Genomic DNA, 21,421 nt, shown 5'->3' with positions numbered 1-21,421 from the left:
GCAAACCCCGGAGGTCTCCGCCCAGCCCTGCACCCGCGAGGAGATCCGTGATCGACCATCAGGTACGCGTCCACCCCAGCGCCGACAGGTTGCCCCGCAAGGAGCAGCTCGCCTGGAAACTGGCTGCCGTCGCCACCGGCACTCAGGAGGCTGCCGAACTGGACCCGCAGGCCGTCACGATGACTGTGAACCGGGTCATCGACAACGCCTCCGTCGCCGTCGCCTCCCTGTTGCGCCGCCCGGTCGCGGTAGCCCGCGCCCAGGCCCGCACCCACTCTGCCCGCAGCGGAGGCTCCCACGTCTTCGGCACGGACCCGGCCCTGCGTGTCTCTCCGGAGTGGGCGGCCTGGGCGAATGGCACCGCCGTCCGGGAACTCGACTTCCACGACACCTACTTGGCCGCCGACTACTCCCACCCCGGCGACAACGTCCCCCCGCTCCTGGCCGTCGCCCAGCACACCGGACGCACGGGTGCGGACCTGCTGCGGGGCATCGTCGCCGCGTACGAGATCCACGTGGCGCTGGTGAAGGGCATCTGCCTGCACGCCCACCGCATCGACCACGTCGCCCACCTGAGCGCCGCCACCGTCTGCGGACTCGGCGCGATGCTGCGGCTGCCGACCGAGACGGTGTACCAGGCCGTCGGGCAGGCGGTGCACACCACGACCGCGACCCGGCAGTCCCGCAAGGGCGAGATCTCCAGCTGGAAGGCGTACGCCCCCGCCTTCGCCGGAAAGGCCGCGATCGAGGCCGTGGACCGGGCGATGCGCGGCGAAGGTTCGCCCTCGCCGATCTACGAGGGCGAGGACGGCTTCCTCGCCTGGATGCTGGACGGGCCGCAGGCTTCCTACACCGTGACGCTGCCCGAGCCCGGCGAAGCCCGCCGGGCCATCCTCGACACGTACACCAAGGAGCACTCCGCCGAGTACCAGGCGCAGGCCGTCATCGACCTGGCCCGCAGGCTCCGCGAGAAGACCGGCCCTCTGGAGCGGGTGCGCTCGGTCGTCCTGCACACCAGCCACCACACCCACCACGTCATCGGCTCAGGAGCCGACGACCCGCAGAAGTACGACCCGCACGCCAGCCGGGAGACCCTCGACCACTCCGTGCCGTACATCCTGGCCGTCGCCCTGGAGGACGGCGGCTGGCACCACGAGCGTTCGTACGCGCCCGAGCGCGCCCGGCGTTCCGAGACCGTCGCCCTGTGGCAGAAGATCACCACGGTGGAGGACCCCGAGTGGACCCGTCGCTACCACGACCCGGACCCGGCCCGCCGCGCCTTCGGCGGGCGTGCGGCGATCACCTTGGACGACGGCACTGTCATCGAGGACGAACTCGCTGTCGCCGACGCCCACCCGGCCGGTGCCAGGCCCTTCGGCCGCGAGGGCTACACGGGCAAGTTCCGCACCCTCACCGAGGGGTTCGTCGTCCCGTCCGCGCAGAACGCCTTCCTGGACGCGGCACGGCACCTCGCCGGCCTGGACACGGCAGGCCTCGCAGGGCTCTTCCCCGAGGTGGACCACACTGCAGCCGCCGCCTTCGACGCCACGCTCCCGAAGGGCCTGTTCTGATGCTGCACACCCGTACCACTCCTGTCGAACGCCGCCGGGCCCTGCGTACCCAGCTCGCCTCGGGGCGGCTGCTGCGGATGCCGGGGGCGGTCAATCCGTACTCGGCGAAGCTGATCCAGGAACACGGCTTCGAGGCCGTTTACCTCTCCGGCGCGGTCCTGGCAGCGGAGCTGTGCCTGCCCGACATCGGCCTTACTACAGCCACTGAGGTCGCCGCACGCGCCCAGCAGGTCGCCCGCGTCACCGACCTGCCCGTCCTCATCGACGCGGACACCGGCTTCGGCGCCCCGGTCAACGCCGCCCGCACCGTGCAGCTCTTCGAGGACGCGGGGCTCGCCGGGCTCCACCTGGAGGACCAGATCGGCGTCAAGCGGTGCGGGCACCTGGACGGCAAAACCCTCGTGGCGCCCGAGGAGATGCGCCAGCGCGTCCGCGCGGCGGCCGACGCCCGCCGCGACGAAGACTTCCTGCTGATGGCCCGCACCGACGCCCGCGCAGTGGAAGGTCTGGACGCAGCGATCGACCGGGCGAAGGCGTACGTCGACGCCGGCGCCGACGCGGTCTTCCCCGAAGCACTGCAGAGCGAGGCCGAGTTCGCGGCCTTCCGGGCCGCCATCGACGTACCCCTGCTGGCCAACATGACCGAATTCGGCAAGGGCCCGCTCCTGACCGCCAAGGCCCTCGAAGACCTCGGCTACAACATCGCCCTCTACCCCGTCACTCTCTTCCGCCTCGCCATGGGCGCGGTCGAGGACGGACTGCACACCCTGGCCGCCGACGGAACCCAGCAGTCGCTTCTGCCCCGCATGCAGACCCGCTCCCGGCTCTACCAGGTACTCGGCTACGAGGACTACGCCGCTTTCGACTCCGCCGTATACGACTTCACCCTTCCGCCCGGTGCCTGAGAAGCGCCCTGCGCGGCTCACCCCGAGGAGCATCCATGACCACCGCCACACCCGCCCAGCCGGAGGTCCACCGCGGCCTCGCCGGCGTCGTCGCCGACACCACCGGAATCTCCACCGTCATCCAGGAGACCAACTCCCTCACCTACCGCGGCTACCCCGTCCAGGACCTCGCCGCCCGCTGCTCCTTCGAGGAAGTCGCCTTCCTCCTCTGGCACGGCGAACTCCCCGACCCTGCCCAGTTGGACGCCTTCCGGGAGCGCGAGCGGGCGCTGCGCCCCCTGGACCGTACGACTGCCGAGGTCCTGGCCAGGCTTCCGGGGACCTGCCACCCCATGGACGTCCTGCGCACCGCCGTCAGCTTCTTCGGCGCCGAGGACCCGCTGGAGGACGACGGCAGCCCGGCGGCCAACCTGGCCAAGTCGCTGGCCCTCCTCGCGAAGCTCCCCACCGTCGTGGCCACCGACCACCGCAGGCGGCGCGGTCTGACCCCGATCCAGCCCGATCCCTCGCTGGGGTACGCCGATAACTTCTTCCACATGTGTTTCGGGCGCATCCCCGACCCCGAGACGGTCCGCTGCTTCGAGATCTCCCTCGTGCTGTACGCCGAACACAGCTTCAACGCCTCGACGTTCACCGCCCGCGTCGTCACCTCCACCCTCTCGGACCTCTACAGTGCCGTCACCGCCGCCATCGGCGCGCTCAAGGGACCGCTGCACGGGGGAGCCAATGAGGCCGTGATGCACATGCTGAACGAAATCAGCGACCCGCAAGATGCCGAGAGCTGGCTCGACGGGGCCATCGCCGCGAAACGCAAGATCATGGGCTTCGGGCACCGCGTCTACAAGAACGGCGACTCCCGCGTACCGATCATGCAGGAAGCCGCCGACCGACTCGTCGCAGGCGCGGGTGACCCCGACGTCACCCGCCTCGCCACGCTGCATGCGGCCCTGCGCCACGCGATGATCACCCGCAAGGGCATCCATCCAAACCTCGACTACCCGGCAGGTCTTGCCTACCACCTGATGGGTTTCGACATCCCCGCCTTCACCCCGATCTTCGTGATGAGCCGCATCACCGGCTGGACCGCCCACATCACGGAGCAGCTCGCCCACAACGCACTGATCCGCCCGCTGGGCGCCTACACCGGACCCGGACAACGCTCCCTCCCGACCACGAGCTGAACTTTCCGGTGTCGGGCCGCAGGCCTCACCTGTGGTGACCTCGGACTCCTGCCGGCCGGGTTCAGGCCGCCGCCCTGGTCGGCACTGCACATGGGGCAGTGCCTCACCGTGCTCAGCATCGCAGCGTCGACCCGCACAGCGTTCGCAGTCGAAGACGCCTCTGCGCCCGCAGCACCCGGGCACCGCAGTGAACGGACCGACTGTTCATGACGGAGGCTGTCAGGTCGCCAGCCCCAGATTCTGGTAGATCTCCGTCGTCACTGTGGAGAAGTTCATGGTCATGAAATGCAGTCCCGGTGCGTCCTCCGCGAGGAGTCGTCGGCACATTTCGGTGGCATGCTCAATTCCCAGTGCGCGTACGCTCTTCGGGTCGCTCGCTGCGGCAAGCATACGTGCAGCGAGCTCGCTCGGGAATGCCGCTGTGGAGAGATCGGGGATTCTCTGGAGTGATCTAAGTGTAGTGACCGGCATGATCTCGGGAATGATGGGTGTGTCACACCCGGCAGCCGCGACAAGATCTCGAAAACGCAAGTACGTATCCACGTCGAAGAACATCTGCGTGATGGCATAATCGGCCCCGGCGCGGCACTTGTCGACGAAGTGCCGAATGTCGACGGAGAGGTCGTGTGACCGTGGATGCATTTCTGGGAATGCGGCCACCCCGACACAGAAGTTACCCGAATCCTTGATGAGCCTGACGAGTTCGGCCGCGTGGCTCACGCCCTCGGGGTGGCGCGTCCAGGTGCCGAGGGGATCGCCAGGTGGATCACCTCGCAGAGCGAGGATATTGCGAACCCCCTGGTCAGCGTAGTGTCCGAGGATGTTGCGCAGTTCGGCGACACTGTGGTCGACGGCGGTGAGATGAGCTACGGGAGTGAGGGTCGTCTCCTGTGCAATACGCCCTGTGACATTGATGGTGCGCCCCCGTGTCGAGCTGCCAGCACCATAGGTGACCGAAACGAAAGTGGGGGAGAGGGCCTCCAGTTTACGAATTGCTTTCCATAGGCCGGCCTCGGCCTCCGGGGTGCGTGGAGGCATGAACTCGAACGAGTAGGAGCGATCTCCCTGAGAGAGGAGATCGCGAATTGACTGCGCACTGTCCGACCGTGTGCTAGAGATGCCGAGAGACATGGAAAAATCCTACCCAGTTGATGAACTCCGCACGAGACCGGTCCACTTGCTGATACACAAGCAGCCAGTTCGGCAAAGAATCCCCTGTCTCTGCTGTACATCGTGAATGTGGATCAGTCATGATTTCCTCATGAGCGCGCACACCACTCTCTCCTTCATGCCACTCTCCTGGGACCGTTGCGGTGTCATGGGAATCGTCAATGTGACACCAGACTCGTTCTCTGACGGTGGACAGTGGCTCGACCCTGGACGCGCCGTCGCGCACGGCCTTGAACTTGTCGCCGAGGGCGCGGACCTGATTGATGTCGGTGGCGAGTCCACGCGCCCCGGCGCCAAGCGGATCACTCGCGAAGAGGAGTTGCGACGCGTGCTGCCCGTTGTGCGCGGCCTTGTCGCAGGCGGTGTCCAGGTGAGCATCGACACCATGCGCTCGTCGGTGGCCCGGGCCGCACTGGAGGCAGGTGCCTGCATGATCAACGATGTGAGCGGAGGACTCGCCGATCCGAACATGGCCGAGGTGGCCGCCAGCAGTGGTGTCCCGTTTGTCGTCATGCACTGGCGCGGCCATTCCGACGCCATGGACCTCCTGGCCGACTACGCGGACGTGCGAGCGGACGTCGCCGACGAGCTGCACCGGCGAGTCGACGCGGTGGTGTCGGCCGGCGTCGACCCCGGACAGGTCATCATCGACCCCGGACTCGGATTCGCCAAGGATCGCGACGACGACTGGCAGTTGCTCGCGGGCATCGACGAGCTGACCCGCCTCGGGTTCCCAGTCCTGGTGGGAGCCTCGCGCAAGCGGTTCCTTGGCGCGTTGCTCGCCGACCCGGTAACCGGGGTGCCCCGTGCGGCCCGGGCCCGGGACGCAGCCACCACGGCCGTGTCCGCACTGGCGGCTGCTCGGGGAGCCTGGGCCGTGCGGGTGCACGATGTGGCCGCCTCGGCGGACGCCGTGCGCGTCGGGTCGGCGTTGCGTCGGTCGGAGGCGCGGACCGACCGTCAACCATGGCCGGCCGCGTTGTCGACCCGCTGACGCGTACCCATGACCGGCGATGCGAGCGCTCGTGCCGGCACCCCTGCCGGGGTGGCACGGCAAGGCCCGCCCAGCGTCGGGTCGGTCACCTGGCTCCACCACTTCGACGTGGCCGGGGAGTGCTTCGACCATCCCGTCGAAATCGATCTGCCCTTCCACAGAGCACAGTAGAGCTGCTCCTGCTCGTGTACTGACCCGTGGCGGTGTGAGCATCCGGCAGCCGTCCTCGTCGGGCAGGACGGAGATATCGGCGGTGCCGACTCGGCGCGCCCCATTGAGGATCTCCTGCTGGTCACAGCCGATCAGCGGACGCAGTACCGACAGTTCCGCAGCCTCGTCCACTACGGCCAGGTTCGCGCCTGCCACCCGGCTCGGGCTGTCACCGCTCGCCGAGGTTTGGATCCCAGCGGAGGTGACGAACGCCCAGGAGGTGGTAACCATCGGGCGCCGCGGGGTGACGACTTGGAGGTGCCCGCCTGCGACTGCTTTTACTGCGACTGCGCCTCGGTCCATTGCTGGGTGCCCAGCGCGCGTAGCGTGGTGACAGTCGGCTGTCTGATGACGTCCAGGGTGCCGGGGACGGGTACGGCCGGTTCGACGCAGTGGCATCCGAGGACTCGTCGGGCTTGCCCCACCAGAGTATGAGGTACGCCACGAGGTGGTGATCAGGTGGGTTCTGCCCGAGATCCCGGTCGGAGGGGACATGGGGAAGGAGAATTGCTTGTTGCGCCGCTTCGCCCTGTCGGCGTGGGTCAGTTGCTGCCAGTACAAGGCACGCAGGCCCGTCGCGGTCTCCTGCAGGGCGTCGGCGGTGACTCTGCCCTCCCAGAAGCCCGCCGTGGCCTTCCTGGGCTCGCGGTTCGGACTCCGGCCGGCGCAGCCGGACGCTGTGGCTGCCGTCGTGGACACCGGCTTCGCTGTCACGGAAATCTCCTTCGCGAGAAATTCCTGGGAATCCCGGCAGACGACACGGGCGCGAAGGGCGGACGAACTCGGGCAGAAGAGACGCGCGCGACGGGCGCGGTCTTCCGCCTGCTGTGTACGCCGACCCGCCCACGAGGTCACCGGGACATCCGCACGCGATCGGTCGCGTGCGGGCAACGGGCAGGTCTTCGGACTCGCGGGCACACCCACCGGAACTCCGGCGGATTCCTACTGGCCGTCGCTTCCCAGGTCCTGGCCGGACCCAGTGCGTATGACGGCGGTCGTTCCCGCTCACCGCTGCGGGGCAGTCCCGGATTCCCACCGGGTTCCCTCTTGCGACGCGCCTGCCTGGCGGACAGGGCGAACCAGCTGCACGGGCCACCCTAGGCGGCAAAGAACCTCTTGGACAACGCGGTTCACATTCCGGATGGTGCAATGAGACGCGCGCGTGCGGCTCCAGCACGAACAGGGCGCGGAGCAGACCTCCCGTCCGCCCCGCGCCCGCCCTATTCCGTCGCATGCCCCTCAGCGCTACGACGGACCCGGGGTCCTCAGCCCCGGTCGTAGGTGTGGAACCCGCGGCCCGTCTTGCGGCCGAGCAGCCCCGCCTCCACCATCCGCTGCAGGAGCGGAGGCGGGGCGTAGAGAGGTTCCTTGAACTCGTCGTACAGGGATTGGGCGATGGAGGCCACGGTGTCCAGGCCGATCAGGTCCGCGAGCTTGAGCGGGCCCATGGGGTGGGCGCAGCCCAGCTCCATGCCCGTGTCGAGATCCGTCGCCGTGGCGAACCCGGACTCGGCCATGCGGATCGCGGCGAGGAGGTAGGGGATCAGCAGCGCGTTGACCACGAATCCGGCCCGGTCCTGGGAGCGCACCACGGTCTTGGCGAGAACCCCGGTGGCGAAGTCCTCCACCACCGCGACCGTCTCGGGCGCTGTGTGCAGCGAGGCGACCACCTCGACGAGCGGCAGGACGGGCACCGGGTTGAAGAAGTGCAGGCCCAGGACCCGGTCGGCGCGACGGGTGGCCATGCCCAGCCGCATCACGGGGATCGAGGAGGTGTTCGTGGCCAGGATCGCTTCGGGGTCATCGACGATCTTGTCGAGTGCGGCGAAGACCTCGGCCTTGGCGTCCGGGTTCTCCACGATGGCCTCGATGACGAGCTGACGGTCGGCCAGGTCGTCGAGGCTGTGGGTGAAGACCATGTGCTCCAGGGTGTGTTCGGCGGAGATCCGGTCCAGCTTGCCGCGCTGCACTGCCCGCTCAAGGGATACGGTGACCCGCTCGCGGGCCGTACGGGCGGCGCGCGCGTCGCTCTCGCAGACCGCGGTGGCGAGTCCGGCGCGGGCGCAGACCTCGGCGATGCCGGCACCCATCTGCCCGCCTCCGACGATGCCCACCCGGGTGATCGGCGTGCTCATGACCGGCCCCCGGCCGTGGTGACGAGGTGGCGGGCGTAGGCATCGGTCGTGAAGAAGGCGGGCAGGTCCCTTGTCAGGGAGGCACGTTCGAAGATGGCGCAGACGTCGTCGACACGTGCCCAGGGGTACTCGGCGCTCAGAGCGCCGGCCTCCTCCGCCACGACCCGCCGAACGTCCTCACGGCTGACGGCTTGGTGCCGTATCCACTGCCAGATCTGGGCGCGGGCGATCTCGGCGGTCGAGGCGTCCTCCACCAGACCGTTCAGGGCGACGGCTCCCGTGCCGCGCAGCCAGGCGTCGAAGTAGCGCAGCGCGATCGACACGTTGGTCCGCAGGCCCTCCGCCGAGGGGGCGCCGCCGGAGCGGGGCACCGCCAGAAGATCGGCCGCAACCACGTCCACGTCCCCACGGGTGCGGTCGAGTTGGTGCGGACGGCCGTCGAGCACCTCGTCAAAGGCGGTGCGGCTGAGTTCCACGAGTCCGGGATGTGCCACCCAGGTGCCGTCGAAGCCGTCCTCCGCCTCGCGCCCCTTGTCGAGCCGTACGGCAGCGAAGGCCGCTTCGTCGGCCGCGGTGTCGTCGCGCGGGATCTGCGCGGCCATGCCGCCGATGGCGTGCGCGCCGCGCTTGTGGCAGGTACGGACGAGGAGGTCGGTGTACGCCCGCAGGAAGGGGGCGGTCATGGTGATCTGCGAGCGGTCCGCCAGGACGAAGTCGGAGCGGTGCCCGAGGGTCTTGATCAGGCTGAAGAGATAGTCCCAGCGGCCCGCGGTCAGCCCCGCACTGTGCTCGCGCAGTTCGTAGAGGATCTCCTCCATCTCGAAGGCGGCGGGGACCGTCTCGATCAGCACGGTGGCGCGGATCGTGCCACGGGGGATGCCCAGCAGGTCCTGAGCGAGCAGGAACACGTCGTTCCACAGGCGGGCGTCCTCCCGGTTCTCCAGCTTGGGGAGGGAGAAGTACGGGCCGTGCCCAGCGTCGATCTGCCGCTGGGCGCAGTGGAAGAAGTACAGGCCGAAGTCCACCAGCGACGCGGACAGTGGGCGTTCGTCCACGACCAGGTGCTTCTCCACCAGGTGCCATCCGCGCGGTCGTACGGCGATGGTGGCGAGGCGGGCATTCTCGCGCAGGCGGTTTTCGGTGCCCTCGGGGGTGGTGAGGCCGATGCGGCGTGCGACGGCGTCGAGCAGGGTGAGCTGGCCGCCGATGATGTTGTTCCAGGTGGGGGAGGTGGCATCCTCGAAGTCGGCCATCCACACCTGGGCGCCGGAGGTGAGGGCGTTCACGGCCGTCCGGCGCTCGGGCGGGCCGGTGATCTCCACTCGGCGATCGACCAGGCCCGGGGCGGGTGGTGCGACCCGCCAGGTGGCGTCGGCGCGGATCGCCCTGCCGGTCAGCGGGAAGTCGAGGGGGATGCCGGAGGCGGCCCGCTCGGCGCGGCGGCGCCGTTCGGTGAGCACGCGCAGGCGGCGGCCGGCGAAGGCCGCGTCGAGTCGGCCGAGGAACTCCAGCGCTTCGGCGGTGAGGATCTCGTCGTGGCGGTCGCCCGGGGCGCCGAGGACTTCGACGGTCCCTCGCAGCGCGGTGGTGGTCATACGGGTCTCCTCAGCGGGAGGGGTGCGCGTGTGGCCGGCAGCGACGCGGCGCGCACCGGGGTGCGGACGGGATACGTAACGACATGAGCCAGGGCCTCGGACCCGGTGCCGCGCCCCGGGAGGGGCGCGGCGGACCTGGCTGCGGCAGAAAGGGTCCGGAGGGCTCAGTGGAACTGCTCTTCTTCCGTGGAGCCGGAGAGCGCGGTGGTGGAGGAGGCCGGATTGACGGCCGTGGAGATCTGGTCGAAGTACCCGGTGCCGACCTCGCGCTGGTGCTTCACCGCGGTGAAACCGTGCTTCTGGGCGGCGAACTCACGCTCCTGGAGGTCCACGTACGCGGTCATCCCGTGCTCCGCGTAACCCCTCGCCAGGTCGAACATGCCGTGGTTGAGCGAGTGGAAGCCCGCCAGGGTGATGAACTGGAAGCGGTAGCCCATCGCGCCCAGCTCCCGCTGGAACTTGGCGATCTGGTCGTCGTCCAGGGCCGCCTTCCAGTTGAAGGAGGGCGAGCAGTTGTAGGCGAGCATCTGGTCGGGGTGCTCGGCGTGGATCGCCTCGGCGAACTCGCGGGCCTGGGCCAGGTCGGGCGTGCCGGTCTCCACCCAGATGAGATCGGCGTACGGAGCGTAGGCGAGGCCGCGAGCGATGACGGGGGCCATGCCGCCGCGGACCCGGTAGAAGCCCTCGGCGGTGCGCTCGCCCGTGACGAACCGCGCGTCGCGCTCGTCGATGTCGCTGGTCAGCAGAGTGGCGGCGAGTGCGTCGGTGCGGGCGACGACGAGGGTGGGGACGTCCGCGATGTCGGCGGCGAGGCGGGCCGCGTTGAGGGTGCGGATGTGCTGGGCGGTGGGCACCAGGACCTTGCCGCCGAGGTGGCCGCACTTCTTCTCGGAGGCGAGCTGGTCCTCGTAGTGGATGCCCGCCGCACCTGCGGCGATCATGGCCTTGGTCAGTTCGAAGGCATTGAGTGGACCGCCGAACCCGGCCTCCGCGTCGGCGACGATCGGGGCCAGCCAGTCGGTGGTGTCCGTGCCGCCCTCGGCGGTGGCGATCTGGTCGGCGCGCAGGAGCGCGTTGTTGATCCGTCGTACCACCTGGGGAACGGAATTGACCGGGTACAGGCTCTGGTCGGGGTAGGTGTGGCCGGCCTGGTTGGCGTCGGCGGCGACCTGCCAGCCGGACAGGTAGATCGCCTGGAGCCCGGCCTTCACCTGCTGCACGGCCTGGCCGCCGGTCAGGGCGCCCAGCGCGTGGATGTAGTCCTGCTCGTGGAGCTGGCGCCACAGGCGTTCGGCGCCGCGCCGGGCGAGGGTGTGCTCCTCGCGGACACTGCCTGCGAGGCGTACCACGTCCTCGGCCGTGTAGGTGCGCTCGATGCCCTTCCAGCGCGGGTCGCTCGCCCACCGTTGGGTCAGCTGCTCAGCCGTCGTGCCTGTCGTCGTTCCTGCCTGCGTCATGACCGTCTCCCGGATGCATTGTGCGAAGCCTGCAAAACCTGGCACCGAGTGCCCTTACGTTTGAGGAGGGTGCGGCCAGCCGGCTCCGTACGAGCACCAGTAAGCAATGTTGCCGCGCGGGCAGAGAGGGAATTGCCGGGATCGCCGACGTCAGGGCGCAAATCGTGCCCGGGGTTTCCCCTCCGCCCACCGGATTCCGGCTGGCCGCGCTCCGAACTCTGGCATTGGCACCCAGTGCCATCAAGTAAGGAAGCGTGCTAACTTCTGCGCATCTTCAGGAGACGGTTTGCCAAGGTTGCCAACCCGCCTGACGCAGGGAACTCGGCAGGTGCCAAGCCCTTGGGGGCCGAGGAATCTGCGGGAAGGAACGCGGTGAGCAAGACGTACGCGGGTGCACGGCTGCGGCGGCTGCGCGAGGAACGGAAAATCAGCCAGGCCGAGTTGGCCAGGATCCTGGCCATCTCGCCGAGCTACCTGAACCAGATGGAGCACGACTCCCGCCCGCTCACCGTGCCGGTACTGCTGCGGCTCACCGAGGCGTTCGGCATCGACCCCGGCTTCTTCTCCGAGCGGGACACCAGCCGGTTGCTGGCCGACCTGCGCGACGCGCTCTCCGACGAGGTGGCCGCTGGCCGTGTCACCGCCTCGGACCTTGCCGACCTTGCGTCCCGCGTGCCCGCAGCCGCAACGCTCCTCGTGGACCTCGGCCGCCGGAACCAGCGCCTGACGGAACGGCTCACCGACACCGCGGACGGGCGCGGGACCGAGACACCCGCGCACCCCCGTTCCGCCCACGAGGAGATCCGCGAGTTCTTCTACCGCCGGCAGAACTACCTGCACCACATCGACCTCGCCGCCGAGGAACTGGCCGCCCGCATCGGCATCCGCCCCGGCAACGTCCTCGATGCCCTGACGGCCCGGCTCGCCGAGCGTCACGGCGTACGACTCGCCACGGACAGCGCCCAGCATCTGCACCGCTACGACCCGCAGACCAGGGTGCTCCACCTCTCGGCACGGCTGCGCCCCGGTCAGCAGGCGTTCCGGATGGCCACCCAGCTCGCCCTGCTGGAAAACGAGGACCAGATCTCCGCGCTGGCATCCGAGGACTTCGCTCAGGAGGCGGCCGCCTGGCCGGTCGCCCGCATCGGCATCGCCAACCACTACGCGGCGGCTCTGATCCTTCCCTACCGCTGCTTCCACGAGGCGGCCGAGGAATTCCGGTACGACATCGAACGCCTCTCGGACCACTTCGGCCTCGGGTACGAAACGGTCTGCCACCGGCTCAGCACCCTGCAACGGCCCAGACTGCGCGGAGTGCCGTTCTCGTTCGTCCGGGTCGACCGGGCCGGCAACATGTCAAAACGCCAGTCCGCCACCGCGTTCCACTTCTCCCGCGCGGGCGGCACCTGCCCCCTGTGGAACGTCTACGAGGCGTTCGCCGCACCCGGGCGCATCCACGTTCAGGTCGCGGCCATGCCCGACGGGCAGCGCTACCTGTGGACCGCCCGCGCGGTCACCCGGCACCGCGGCGGCTGGGGCGAGCCGGGCAAGACCTTCGCCATCGGCCTCGGCTGCGAAACCCGCCACGCGCACCGGCTCGTCTACTCCGACGGCCTCGACCTCACCAACGCCGCCGCAGCAGTCCCCATCGGCATGGGCTGCCGCCTCTGCACACGCACCGACTGCCCCCAGCGCGCCGTACCACCCCTGGACCGCCCCCTCGCCATCGACGAGAACAGCAGCACCTTCGTCCCCTACCCCGTCACGGGCGAACAACCCCAGGCCGGCTGACACGGACAGCCGGACCGGGCAGCCGGGTTCGGCCTCCCGCTCGCCCGAGGCGGGCGACGACCGGCCTGTGGGCGAGGGAACCCACCGGGGTGTAGTTCCTTGGGAGTGTCGGCGGCGACGCGGTCGATGGGTAGCAGGGTGCCGTCGAGGATGACGAACGCCTTCGCCCGGATGGTCTTCATCGCCCCGGTCGGGGACGGGGCGAGGGCGGCCAGGACCTCGACGGCTTCCCGAATGCAGCGGTAGACGGTCGCGAACCCGGCGGCGAGCTGAGCGTAGGTGTCACCGCACCGCAGATGCGCCAGGGCGAGCAAGGCCTGACGTGCAGCGGACAGGCGTCGCCACCGCGTCCCGATCTCCTCTCGCCGCACGGTCAGTTGGCCCATCAGGAACCGCAGGGTGCGGCTGGACAGATCAATCGAGGACGGGTGGACAAGCACGCGAAGCTCCTGGCGGACATGGGTGATCTTGGTCGAGCACCCGTCTACCAGGAGCTTTACCCTTGCGTAGAACTACGGCCGTCGTGCGGCCAAGGCCGCACGACAAACCTAGGGGAGGTTGGTCCACTTATGGGACGAGATGTTGTCGTTGAGGGACTCCCCCGAGCCGGGTCCTGTATTGGCGTCGAAGGTGTAGAAACGGAGATCGGTGAGACCCGCTCCCCGATAGACACCTCTGCGTGCGCCCGTGTAGTTGAGCCCCCAGTAGACCCAGATGTCGTCAAGGTCTCCGGGGTAGCCGTTGTTGTGGAGCGAGCTCACCTCGTTGCGGCAACTGCCCCAGTCCGGAGCCTCGCCTGACCAGTCGTCGCACCAACCGCTGTAGTCGGTGTTGTAGTAGACGTGAAGGAATCCTGTGGGGGCGGCGCTGGGCGGGGACGAAGGATCAGTGTCCGCTGCCTGTGCAGTGAGGGGGGTGGCTCCCACAGCCAGTACGGCGAGTGCTGTGCCGATCATGAGTTTGCGTATCCTGCTCATTTTTTCCTTTCGTTGCGGGTTTCTCATTTTGGCGAATCAGCCTCGGTGATCGAGCGAGCGCGAGGCAGAGCAGCCGCTTGCAGTTGACGTCGGGATTCGACGTCGGAGCGGTATTGCTTCTGGAGCTTCTTGGCGTGGTACTCGTCCAGTTCGCTCGCCGTCCTGGCCAGGCCCGAGCTCATCGCGCAGTGCGCTTCAGTGACAGCGAGCCGGATTTCCTCCTTTTGAGGTAGGGGATTATTCGGCGGGGGAAGTTTCGCCCGCAGCTCTGTGGGACTTGCATAGAGGTGGCCGGCGGCACGCATACAGGCAGACCAAGGTTTTACGGCTTTGGTGAACCTGCGGTCCGCGAGGACGTGCATACGTTTGAACTCGGCTAGCGTGTCAAATGTGACCTTTGCCTGGAACCATTTCTGGAGGTCCCCGTAGAGCTTCCGGTCGGCCTCCGATTGACAGCCCTCAGAGCTGCGTTGGAACAACATGCCATCCGGAGTCTTCGCGGTCACGTTCAGCGGCATTGGGCCGTTTGCTGCCTCAAGCGCGGCTTCTCTCCGTTTGGCAGGCAAACTGCGGAAGTAGCGTTGATTCGGATCAGTTTTCCGCAGCTCGGTGCGTGCGCGCTCGATGTCCGTTCCGTAGCCGTGCTTCTGGGCCCACGTCACGTCATTGATGACGTATGGGAATGTCCGGGCTTCAGGTATCGGATTCTCCTTCACGGGCCTGTACTCGAACCCGTGCTTTTCCATGCAGTCACGGAGCAGTATCTGTCCTGCCGTGTGCAGGACGTTGCTCTCCTGCTTGGTAAGTTCGCGCGAATGTTGCCGCGCAGGGCCCGCGGGTGCAGGCGAGGGGGAATCGGAGACCGCGTGTACCACCGCTGGTACTGCCAGGGCGGCACATGCCACAGCAGCGGCAGCGAAGACAAGACGGCGCCTTCCCATGGGGCGTTGCAGTGGTGCCATCACCGTTTCTCCCTTGGCCTTTCCGGGTTGAGGAGCCGCCGTCAGATGTTCAAGCCGAGCAGCCCGGTCGCAGACTCGGATTCGCCCGGTCGCGACCATCCATCAATCATTCGACGATTTTTGAATCGCTTTTGTTGCGGTTGAGGCCCGTAGGGTGTTTCGAAGAAGGTGGAGCTGTTCGTTGATGGCTGGGCCGGCGCAGACAGGTACTTCCGACCGGAGCGTTAGGGGTTGCAGACCCCGTCGCAGGGGTGCGCCCACAGGGAGCCGCAGCCGTCGTCGAGGTAGGTGCAGCAGCAGCGGCAGGAGGTGCCGCCGCAGCCCAACTGGACGTAACAGCAGGAGCGGCAGGTACCGCCGCACCAGTTGGGGTCGCCCAGGGCGCAGCTACAGTCCGGGATGCGAACGTCCTGGTCGGAGACCGGCCCGAGGTGGGCGATGAGGGCGCGTGCCTCCTCCTTGCCGAACGCGTCGATCGCGGCGTCCCGCAGCGGGGCCACGACCTGGTCGCGGCCGTCACCGGAGATGATGGTGCGCGAGAAGAGATCCGGGGTCTCCTGGACCACGGCCCTCGCCCGGGTGATCACCGCGCGCTGGTCCGCGGTGAGCGTGTCGCGGGTACGCGCGTACTCCTCGAAGTGGGCCAGCCACAGGGCCTGTTTCACCTCGGGCGCGGAGGCGCCGTAGATGGCCCTGCGGTAGGCCGTCGGGTGGGCGACGACCTCGGCGTACTCGGTGGGCAGAGAGCCTTCGTGCTGCCGCAGCCAGTCGCGGACCTCCTGGCCCCCGGAGTCGGCGAGCGCCGGGGTGCGGCCGGCCAGCACCAGGGTACCGGCGACGACGCCGCCGGTGACCAGGCGCAGGAACCCCTTGCGCGGGAGGCCCTCGGCGTCGCCGGTGCTGGACGGAGGGGCCGTGGCGGAGCGGTTGCCACTGGCCGACAGGTCGCCCAGCGCGTGCAGTACACGGACCGTGCCGCGCGGTCCGAGCAGCCGGGCCAGCGGCAGGCTCATCCTGGCCCCGGTCCAGGCCCGCGCCGCGGTGCCCCGTGCTCGCAGCAGCGTAGGAACCCAGGGTGCGTCCGGGCCCAGGGCCGCCGCCCGCCACTCGGCGACGTCCGGCCGGTCCAGCGGAACGACCTCAAGGTGCTGTCCCGAGGCCCGTTCGACCGTCGCGGCGACTTTCCGACACGCCCCGCACGAGGCGTCGAAGGCGAGCAGCCAACGGGAAGTGGTGTCCTCCCGGGTGTTTTCCATCCGTGAACTCCTTCTGACTTCTGAGTGAGGGACGGTCAGCAGTCGCCGGCGGCGCAGCACGGGACGATGACGTCGTACCGGCCCCAGCCGGTCACGTGCGAGGTGTCGTCGGTGTGGTGGACCCACTCCTGGCCCGCCTCGACGCGGCGGCAGTGGACGGTGACTTCGTGGCTTCCCTGGCCGTAACCGACCGTTGTGGAACTGGTGTTGGGCTGAGGTGGATGCGGGCGCCGTCCACCAGGGAGCGACCCGGCGAGGCCTGCGCGCCGAACGCCTTCGTCGGTGCGGGCTGAGTGGGAGGCTGGTGCGGTGTCGGCCGTGGCGCCCCTGCTCCGGCCGCCAGGAGGGCTGCGGCGGCGGTGACGCCGGGCAGTCCGCGAAGCAGTACGTCGTGATGGGGCACGATGTGGTCCTTCCACCTGCGGCACGTGCTGGTCACCGCAAGTGTTCGGTGCGCACCCTGCAAGGAGCTTGAAAGTTTCTTGCAGGGGTAACCAGACCGGTGTCGGGCGGACAACCGTGACGGCCGGCCTGGGCCTGGCGAGACCGCGCGAGACGAAGGACCGGCATGAGTATCGGATTCACCCTTCTCGGCGATGTGACCATCCGCTCCCGCGGGGCCGACGTCGCCCCCGGATCACCGCGCCAGCGCTGCGTCCTGGCGCTGCTTCTCATCGACGTCAACCGGCCCGTGTCTGCGCAGACGCTCCTGACGCGGGTATGGGGGGACAACGTCCCGGCACGTGCGATGGCCTCGCTCTACAGCTACTTGTCGCGGCTGCGCGCCTTGCGCTCGGATCCGGGCGACGCGGAGCGGTGGGACATCGTGCGGACGCCCGCGGGGTATGTGCTGCGGACCGACAGCACGGCCGTCGATCTGTTCCGTTTCCGCTCCTTGGTCGAGCAGGCGCGCGGTGCGAACGACCCTCGGGAGGCCGAGGCATCGTACGGCCGGGCGTTGGCGCTTTGGCAGGGCGAGCCGTTCGCCGGGCTGCGCTCTCCCTGGCTCGACGCGTACCGTCTCACGCTTGCGGAGGAACACCAGCGGGCTCGGCTGGATCACTACGAACTGCTGCTGAACCGGGGTCGGCACGTCGACCTCGTCCAGCCCCTCACTGCGCTCGCCGCCGAGCAGCCCCTCGACGAACAGGTGGCCCACCTGCACATGCTGGCCCTGTACCGGACCGGACAGCCGGCCGCAGCCGTCACCGCCTACGGGCAGTTACGGCAACGGCTCGTGGAGCGGCTGGGAGTCGACCCCGGTCCCCAGCTGCAGGAGCTCCATCAGCGGATCCTCAGCTTCGACGACGCCCTCGCCGCACCTCCGGCCGCTGCGCCCGAACGCCGCACACCGCGCCAACTCCCCGCCTGTCCCTCGGGGTTCGTGGGCCGGGGCGACGCACTGAGGCTTCTCGATGTAGGGGAAGGCCGTGTCGACGGCGCGGCGCCGGATGTCAGGGTGATCGCTGGAATGGCCGGAGTCGGCAAGTCGTGGCTCGCTCTGCAGTGGGCCCACCAGCATCTGGAGCGCTTCCCTGACGGACAGCTCTACGTCAACCTACGAGGCTACGACCCCGTCGAGCTGGCGCTGGCACCTCAAACGGCGCTACGCGGGTTCCTCGAATCCCTCGGCGTACCCGCGCAGGAGATCCCGTACGACGAGAACGCCTGCGCCGGGCTGTACCGGTCACTTGTGGCCGACCGACGGCTGCTGATCATCCTGGACAACGCCCGCGACACGGCGCACGTGACGCCCCTTCTGCCAGGTGGGCATGCCTGCACCGTGCTGGTAACCAGCCGTCACCGGCTTGCGGGGCTGACCGTCGAGAACGGCGCCGGCGCCCTGCCGCTTGACATGCTTTCCCGCGAGGAGGCACGCCAGCTGCTGGCGCACAGACTCGGGCCCCGCGCCGTGGACGCCGAACCAGAGGCTGTGGAGTCTCTGCTGGACCACTGCGCGGGGCTTCCCCTCGCTCTCGGTATCGCTGCCGCCCGCGCTGCGGGCCAGTCGGACCGCCCGCTTGCGGCTCTGGCCGCGGAACTGAGCGAAGCCTTGTCCCGACTCGACGCGCTGGAGAGCGGCGAGCCGACCATCGGCCTCAGAGCGGTCCTGGAGACCTCGTACCGCGCCCTGGACAGCGGCAACGCCCACGCCTTGGCACTGCTGGGACTCATACCGGGACCTGACATCAGCCTGCTCGCCGCCGCGAGCCTGATCGCATTGCCCCTCGCGGACGCCCGCGTGGTCCTTCGGAGGCTGGAGAGCGCGAGCCTCGTCAGCCGTCACCGCCAGGACCGCTACCGCATGCACGACCTGATCCATCTCTATGCCGCAGAATGTGGCGCTCAGGACCTGTCCGAGGAAGCCCGGAACGCGGCGCTGGACCGCCTGTTCGGCTTCTACGTGCACACCTCCCATACCGCAGCGGCACTCCTGCACCCACACCGCGCTACCGTCAGCCTCCCGAGCCTTCCGCCGGGATGCGTCCCCGACTCGCCGACGGACTCTGCGGCGGCACAGGCATGGATGCGGGCCGAACGGGCCTGCCTCATCTCGGCGCAAGCGGCTGCCCTCACTCAGTGCCGGCACGCCGTGGTCTGGCAACTGGCCTATGCGCTCGACCCTTTCCTCCAGCGGCAGGGGGCAAGCCGGGAAAACGTGGCCAGCTGGCGCAGCGCCCTCGCCGCCGCTGACCGGATCGCCGTTCCCGAGATCCGTGGGCTGGCACACCAGCGCGCCGGGCAAGCCCTCGCCTACGCCGGCGACCACAGTGCGGCGGTCACCGAACTCACCCGCGCACTCGAACTGTTCGAGCAGCTCGAGGACGTCGACGGCCGAATGCGTACCCACCGCAGCCTGGCGATCGCCTGGGAACAGCAGGGATGCCACGCGGAAGCGCTGACACATCTGGAGAGAGCTCTCTCTCTGATCGACGACGACACACTGACCCGGGGCCACGTGCTGAATGCCATGGGATGGTGCCAGGCCCATCTCGGCGACTTCGCGCGAGCGCAGGAACACTGCACACAGGCCCTGGCACTCGTCGACCGGCACGATGACCACCACGGAGCGGCCATCGTCCGGGACAGTCTCGGCTACATCGCGCACCGGACCGGTCGGCACGAAGCGGCCCTGACCCATTACCGGGCGGCACTCGGGCTCTTCCGGGGCGCGGGCGACAGCCGACAGGAAGTCGCTGTGCTCAGGGACATGGGTGACGTGCACAAGGCCCTCCACGAGTACGAGCAGGCCCGGCTCGCCTGGACCAAAGCCCTCGACCTGAGCCGGGCCCAGCAACGCGCCACCATAGCGAGCCTCCAGCAGAGGCTCGGGTCCCTGACCGGGCGTCTGGACTGAGAAGCCGTTGTCCTTCCGAGCGTGATGGGTGTGTTTTCGCTAGTCCTAGTCAGGGATGGCGTCGGTGTTTCGGTGGCAGGGACGGGATGCCGTGTCGTCTCTTCGGCGGAGGTGCCGGATGACATCGGTGATGAGGCTGTTGGAGGGGCGTGAACGTGACGCTCGGCAGCGGGTGGATGCCCTTCAGTCCGAGCTGCGGGAGGCAGAGGCTGTGTGGGAGCGGTTCGTGATCACCCGCGAGACGGTGGCCGAGGTCCTGGCGGAACCGTGCGGAGGCCAGGGCGTGCCACCGGTCGTGGTGGTCGGCGAGGGACTGGCGCAGGCGGTGGGTGCGGTGCGCGGCTCGGTGGTGCCGGTGTGGCGGGAAGGCCTCGTCGCTGAGGCGCTGGCGCCGGATTACCAGCAACTCATCGACGCTCGGACCCGTGAGAGCGGGTCGCGTGACGGGCCCTGCTGTTCGCACAACCCGGGGCTTTTGTGCCGGCCCGGACCGTCCGTACGTGGGGATGAGGCCGGTAACCCCGTTGCGGGACGACGAAGACGACAGTGGTGATGGTCGATCTGCGGCCCGGGGCGGGCTGTTGTTGGCGCCCGCGGTCTGTGCCCAGAAGGAGGCACCGCCCGTGTTCGACACCGTAGGCATCAGCCCGGCCGTCAGTCGTTCGGCCTCCGGCGGAGCGGTCCAGGTCTGCAAGCCGAAGGCGGCGACCGAAAGCACGAACTGGGTGTTGGCGGTGATAGAGGGCAACAGTCGTACCGGTCGGGAGGCCACTTCTCGCGGGTCCGCGACGTGCACTTCCAGGCCGACGCTGCACAGCGTTGCCGCCAACACGTCGCAGTTGCGGCGCCTCTGAGTCAGGGGCGTGGCCCCATTCCGGCGAAGAGGGTGTCGAGGAGTCGGTCGACGTAGTCGCGGGTCAGTGGTTCCTGGGTGATCAGCAGTCGGAAGTACAGCGGACCGGAGAGGATCGCCATCGCCAGGTCCAGGTCGAAGTCCGGCGACAACTGGCCCTGCGCGCGTGCGGTCTTCAGGCGGGCGGCGGTCTTGGCCGCCTGGGGGGCGATGAACCGCTCGTTGAGGGCAGTGGCGACACCGGGGTCGTGCTGGGCCTCCCCGACCAGGGCTCGGAAGAGAGGGCTGAAGGGCGCTCCGGCCAGGAGGTCGACGGCTTCGTAGATCTGTCGGCGCAGGTCCGCGATGACATCACCCGTGTCGGGGTAGTCCAGGGCGGACTCACTGAGCGACAGCAGTGAGTCGAGCATCAGGGCGCCCTTGGAGGGCCACCGCCGGTAGACGGTGTGCTTGCCGACGCCGGCCCGGGCGGCGATCGCTTCGATGCTGAGTCTGGCGTAGCCGAGTTCCTGTCCCAGTTCCAGCGTGGTTCGCATGATGGCCTGGGTCAGGTCGGGGCCGCTGCGCCGGGGGGTGGTCATGCTCCCACGGTAACTGAACGGCACAGCACGTGCCGTGCTTGACAGGAACCGGCGGCCCCGGCACGCTACTCGGCATCGGCACGGCACGTGCCGTGCCTTCAGATGGCCGGTGTGGGAACACCGTCCTGATCACGGTGGGTGCGGGACCTGCGGGACCTGCGGGACCTGCGGGACCTGCGGGCCTGATGCCGGCCAAGCAACTGCGTGCCCTGGCGCGCGTCACCTGTTCCGCAGCGGCAAGAACGGAGGCGCGAGCCAGTGCAGGTGAACGACCCGGGCGAAGTTTCTGCCCACTGACCGCTGACGCACGTGAGGACATCCGCCATGCCCGTTCCCGCCGACCCGACCGTGCTGCACCCGATGCCCGACCACCCGCGCGTGGTGCAGCTCAAGCCGCTGGTGGAGTCCCCGCTGATCGAGGTCGG

General features: G+C 68.9%; 16 protein-coding genes, 3 pseudogenes and 1 riboswitch. Of the genes and pseudogenes, 9 read left to right on the top strand and 10 right to left on the bottom strand.

Translation table 11 applies throughout. The annotated features are described in order from the left end of the window. The first annotated feature begins 47 nt into the window (after window positions 1–47). The 3 genes from ACFYVL_RS00095 to ACFYVL_RS00085 are packed head-to-tail and all read left to right on the top strand — an operon-like array spanning window position 48 to window position 3,657. Window positions 48–1,571 (top strand): MmgE/PrpD family protein, encoded by a 1,524-nt coding sequence (locus tag ACFYVL_RS00095; protein ID WP_389240101.1) that lies wholly within the window; start codon window positions 48–50, stop codon window positions 1,569–1,571. Further along, window positions 1,571–2,476, top strand: a complete 906-nt coding sequence (gene prpB, locus ACFYVL_RS00090) for a methylisocitrate lyase (protein WP_389240100.1) — start codon at window positions 1,571–1,573, stop codon at window positions 2,474–2,476. The genes ACFYVL_RS00095 and prpB overlap by 1 nt, the downstream gene beginning before the upstream one ends. Window positions 2,477–2,511: 35 nt before the next feature. Continuing rightward, window positions 2,512–3,657, top strand: coding sequence for a bifunctional 2-methylcitrate synthase/citrate synthase (locus tag ACFYVL_RS00085; RefSeq protein ID WP_389240098.1), 1,146 nt, complete (start codon window positions 2,512–2,514; stop codon window positions 3,655–3,657). Between the two features lie 219 nt (window positions 3,658–3,876). Here ACFYVL_RS00085 and metF read toward each other — a convergent pair whose 3' ends face one another. Continuing rightward, window positions 3,877–4,788 carry a methylenetetrahydrofolate reductase [NAD(P)H] gene (gene metF / locus ACFYVL_RS00080; RefSeq protein ID WP_389240096.1) on the bottom strand — a complete coding sequence of 304 codons (912 nt, stop codon included), beginning with the start codon at window positions 4,786–4,788 and terminating at the stop codon, window positions 3,877–3,879. A gap of 130 nt (window positions 4,789–4,918) precedes the next feature. Between metF and folP the strand changes: the two genes are divergently transcribed. Next, window positions 4,919–5,821, top strand: coding sequence for a dihydropteroate synthase (gene folP / locus ACFYVL_RS00075; protein ID WP_389240095.1), 903 nt, complete (start codon window positions 4,919–4,921; stop codon window positions 5,819–5,821). 174 nt (window positions 5,822–5,995) lie between these two features. On the opposite strand, the pseudogene ACFYVL_RS00070 reads toward folP, so the two are convergent. The 4 genes and pseudogenes from ACFYVL_RS00070 to aceA form a co-directional block, all read right to left on the bottom strand. Beyond that, a pseudogene (locus ACFYVL_RS00070) lies at window positions 5,996–6,334 on the bottom strand (tRNA 4-thiouridine(8) synthase ThiI); the annotation flags it as partial. Window positions 6,335–6,927: 593 nt separating this feature from the next. After that, window positions 6,928–7,080, bottom strand: a riboswitch (cobalamin riboswitch). Window positions 7,081–7,296: 216 nt separating this feature from the next. Continuing rightward, window positions 7,297–8,166, bottom strand: a complete 870-nt coding sequence (locus ACFYVL_RS00065) for a 3-hydroxybutyryl-CoA dehydrogenase (protein ID WP_389240093.1) — start codon at window positions 8,164–8,166, stop codon at window positions 7,297–7,299. Then, on the bottom strand, window positions 8,163–9,761 hold the full coding sequence (gene aceB, locus ACFYVL_RS00060) for a malate synthase A (RefSeq protein WP_389240090.1): 1,599 nt from the start codon (window positions 9,759–9,761) through the stop codon (window positions 8,163–8,165). Before aceB ends, ACFYVL_RS00065 begins: the two co-directional genes overlap by 4 nt. Before the next feature lie 164 nt (window positions 9,762–9,925). Next, entirely contained in the window at window positions 9,926–11,218 is a 1,293-nt protein-coding gene (aceA, locus tag ACFYVL_RS00055; RefSeq protein ID WP_389240088.1) for an isocitrate lyase, read from the bottom strand. 372 nt (window positions 11,219–11,590) lie between these two features. On the opposite strand from aceA, the gene ACFYVL_RS00050 reads away from it, so the two are divergent. After that, on the top strand, window positions 11,591–13,009 hold the full coding sequence (locus ACFYVL_RS00050; RefSeq protein WP_389240086.1) for a short-chain fatty acyl-CoA regulator family protein: 1,419 nt from the start codon (window positions 11,591–11,593) through the stop codon (window positions 13,007–13,009). Window positions 13,010–13,110: 101 nt separating this feature from the next. Here the strand turns inward: ACFYVL_RS00050 and ACFYVL_RS00045 are convergent. The 4 genes and pseudogenes from ACFYVL_RS00045 to ACFYVL_RS00030 form a co-directional block, all read right to left on the bottom strand. Further along, window positions 13,111–13,449, bottom strand: a pseudogene (locus ACFYVL_RS00045) (transposase family protein); the annotation flags it as partial. 108 nt (window positions 13,450–13,557) lie between these two features. Next, window positions 13,558–13,965 (bottom strand): hypothetical protein, encoded by a 408-nt coding sequence (locus ACFYVL_RS00040; RefSeq protein WP_389240084.1) that lies wholly within the window; start codon window positions 13,963–13,965, stop codon window positions 13,558–13,560. Between the two features lie 44 nt (window positions 13,966–14,009). Further along, window positions 14,010–14,732, bottom strand: coding sequence for a hypothetical protein (locus ACFYVL_RS00035; RefSeq protein WP_389240082.1), 723 nt, complete (start codon window positions 14,730–14,732; stop codon window positions 14,010–14,012). Window positions 14,733–15,172: 440 nt separating this feature from the next. Then, the gene (locus tag ACFYVL_RS00030) at window positions 15,173–16,204 is read right to left on the bottom strand and encodes a bacteriocin fulvocin C-related protein (RefSeq protein ID WP_389240080.1); all 1,032 of its coding nucleotides are present in this window, start codon (window positions 16,202–16,204) and stop codon (window positions 15,173–15,175) included. Window positions 16,205–16,772: 568 nt separating this feature from the next. Here ACFYVL_RS00030 and ACFYVL_RS00025 point away from each other — a divergent pair. The 3 genes from ACFYVL_RS00025 to ACFYVL_RS00015 all read left to right on the top strand — a co-directional run bounded on the left by ACFYVL_RS00025 (window position 16,773) and on the right by ACFYVL_RS00015 (window position 20,416). Further along, window positions 16,773–19,562, top strand: a complete 2,790-nt coding sequence (locus ACFYVL_RS00025; protein WP_389240079.1) for a BTAD domain-containing putative transcriptional regulator — start codon at window positions 16,773–16,775, stop codon at window positions 19,560–19,562. A 118-nt stretch (window positions 19,563–19,680) separates the two neighbouring features. Further along, complete coding sequence (locus ACFYVL_RS00020; protein ID WP_389240077.1) at window positions 19,681–20,115, top strand: hypothetical protein; 435 nt, start codon at window positions 19,681–19,683, stop codon at window positions 20,113–20,115. Between the two features lie 70 nt (window positions 20,116–20,185). Then, window positions 20,186–20,416 (top strand): hypothetical protein, encoded by a 231-nt coding sequence (locus ACFYVL_RS00015; protein WP_389240075.1) that lies wholly within the window; start codon window positions 20,186–20,188, stop codon window positions 20,414–20,416. Window position 20,417: 1 nt separating this feature from the next. On the opposite strand, the gene ACFYVL_RS00010 is transcribed toward ACFYVL_RS00015, so the two are convergent. Then, the gene (locus tag ACFYVL_RS00010) at window positions 20,418–20,996 is read right to left on the bottom strand and encodes a TetR/AcrR family transcriptional regulator (protein WP_389240073.1); all 579 of its coding nucleotides are present in this window, start codon (window positions 20,994–20,996) and stop codon (window positions 20,418–20,420) included. A gap of 324 nt (window positions 20,997–21,320) precedes the next feature. On the opposite strand from ACFYVL_RS00010, the pseudogene ACFYVL_RS00005 reads away from it, so the two are divergent. Next, window positions 21,321–21,421, top strand: a pseudogene (locus ACFYVL_RS00005) (antibiotic acetyltransferase); the annotation flags it as partial.

This window comes from Streptomyces sp. NPDC004111 (assembly GCF_042874215.1).
Taxonomy (GTDB): domain Bacteria; phylum Actinomycetota; class Actinomycetes; order Streptomycetales; family Streptomycetaceae; genus Streptomyces.
This window is presented reverse-complemented; position numbering and strand designations above follow the sequence as displayed.

What these genes read in the sequence shown, in the direction of transcription:
- prpB (WP_389240100.1), top strand. Translation starts at nt 1,571, where the DNA reads ATGCTGCACACCCGTACCACTCCTGTCGAACGCCGCCGGGCCCTGCGT.
- ACFYVL_RS00085 (WP_389240098.1), top strand. Translation starts at nt 2,512, where the DNA reads ATGACCACCGCCACACCCGCCCAGCCGGAGGTCCACCGCGGCCTCGCC.
- metF (WP_389240096.1), bottom strand. Translation starts at nt 4,788, where the DNA reads ATGTCTCTCGGCATCTCTAGCACACGGTCGGACAGTGCGCAGTCAATT.
- folP (WP_389240095.1), top strand. Translation starts at nt 4,919, where the DNA reads ATGAGCGCGCACACCACTCTCTCCTTCATGCCACTCTCCTGGGACCGT.
- ACFYVL_RS00065 (WP_389240093.1), bottom strand. Translation starts at nt 8,166, where the DNA reads ATGAGCACGCCGATCACCCGGGTGGGCATCGTCGGAGGCGGGCAGATG.
- aceB (WP_389240090.1), bottom strand. Translation starts at nt 9,761, where the DNA reads ATGACCACCACCGCGCTGCGAGGGACCGTCGAAGTCCTCGGCGCCCCG.
- aceA (WP_389240088.1), bottom strand. Translation starts at nt 11,218, where the DNA reads ATGACGCAGGCAGGAACGACGACAGGCACGACGGCTGAGCAGCTGACC.
- ACFYVL_RS00040 (WP_389240084.1), bottom strand. Translation starts at nt 13,965, where the DNA reads ATGATCGGCACAGCACTCGCCGTACTGGCTGTGGGAGCCACCCCCCTC.
- ACFYVL_RS00035 (WP_389240082.1), bottom strand. Translation starts at nt 14,732, where the DNA reads ATGGAAAAGCACGGGTTCGAGTACAGGCCCGTGAAGGAGAATCCGATA.
- ACFYVL_RS00030 (WP_389240080.1), bottom strand. Translation starts at nt 16,204, where the DNA reads ATGGAAAACACCCGGGAGGACACCACTTCCCGTTGGCTGCTCGCCTTC.
- ACFYVL_RS00025 (WP_389240079.1), top strand. Translation starts at nt 16,773, where the DNA reads ATGAGTATCGGATTCACCCTTCTCGGCGATGTGACCATCCGCTCCCGC.
- ACFYVL_RS00020 (WP_389240077.1), top strand. Translation starts at nt 19,681, where the DNA reads ATGACATCGGTGATGAGGCTGTTGGAGGGGCGTGAACGTGACGCTCGG.
- ACFYVL_RS00010 (WP_389240073.1), bottom strand. Translation starts at nt 20,996, where the DNA reads ATGACCACCCCCCGGCGCAGCGGCCCCGACCTGACCCAGGCCATCATG.